Annotated in this window: 1 protein-coding gene and 1 pseudogene; both read left to right on the top strand. The window is 57.1% G+C overall.

Annotation, left to right across the window (positions count from 1 at the left end):
- Positions 1-232: 232 nt before the first annotated feature.
- Positions 233-514, top strand: coding sequence for a hypothetical protein (locus NKH49_RS34705; RefSeq protein ID WP_352473173.1), 282 nt, complete (start codon positions 233-235; stop codon positions 512-514).
- A 346-nt stretch (positions 515-860) separates the two neighbouring features.
- A pseudogene (locus NKH49_RS34700) lies at positions 861-1,017 on the top strand (ferritin-like domain-containing protein); the annotation flags it as partial.
- Positions 1,018-1,166: the final 149 nt, after the last annotated feature.

Here is a 1,166-nt window from a genome sequence, read left to right as displayed (position 1 = left end):
AGATGCGAGCGCAGCCATTAACCATCGATTAACTATTCGGTCGCCTTTAATTCAATTTTGCAGCATACTGATTTGGGTAGCGTGGCTGCTCAAGGAGATTGGGACAAGAGAGGGTAATTCTCCTGTTCGCGCACCAGACTTTCACTCACGACATTCGAAATTGAAAAAGAAGCGACGGAACACCGTCGTGTCATGGGGAGGCGCCGCATCATGTTTGATGAGGAGCGCCAGAATGAAGATCGAAGACGCAGTTACCGCAGTGACGTCAGAAGCGAGCGCGCTCATGTCTTGCCTCGGCCAGCCCGTTGTCGCCTACCACGTCACGGAAATCATGAGAGAGACAGACCTGGCACACGCCCGCGAGATGCAGCTCGCGCTGGTGCGACGAACCATCGAGGCTCTTGTCGATGACGGCCTGGAAGGCGTCGCCGCCGAACATTTTGCATCCGAGTTCGATGGCAGCATCGGCTTGACCTGGAGACTTCTGCACGCATCCGACGGCGTGGCGCATTGATCAAGACCAGAGCGGTCTTGGTCAAGCTCTGGCAAGGTCAGCTTCTAGCGCTAAGTTGCCCGTTCCGGCGGCCAGCTCAAGCGGCAAAATCTGACCCCGTTGCCGACATCAGTCCGGACAAGTACCAGTTGCAGGGTCTTCAGGAAGAAAGAAGCTTCACCGCTCGCAAGGGGTGAGTTCGCGAGGGAGGTGCGCCGGGCGAAGTCAATGAGGTCGTTGGGTGTCTGGAAAACGCGAACGATACGGACCCTTTCTTCGCCGGAAATAATTGCGACTTGGGTGCCGTCGGAACTGAAAGCTGCGCGTGTAAGGCCCGGTCGGACGGTCACTTCGTCTGGCTGGCAAGGGCAGAGCCAATATCGTTCCATCGACCCCGGATGCGATCGCCTTCACGAGGACGCCCCAGGAAGTGCTTCGGATCGTCTATCTCGACCGACAAGGCCGGCGTCAGCAAGGGCGGCTTCTACCCGAACGGGATGAACGGAACGCTCAAAAGCACCTGACGTTTGCGATGGAGGAAAGGTGGAATTGAATGCAGAGTGATTGGCTGCACAGCGGATTCCAAAGCCGAGAAAGATTCGGGGATCGACCTACGAATTACCTGGCGATGGGGTCCATCGGGTGCCAGTGTCGAGCGGCTACCAAGCAGCAT

This window comes from Mesorhizobium sp. M1088 (assembly GCF_040318575.1).
Classification (GTDB): domain Bacteria; phylum Pseudomonadota; class Alphaproteobacteria; order Rhizobiales; family Rhizobiaceae; genus Mesorhizobium.
This window is presented reverse-complemented; position numbering and strand designations above follow the sequence as displayed.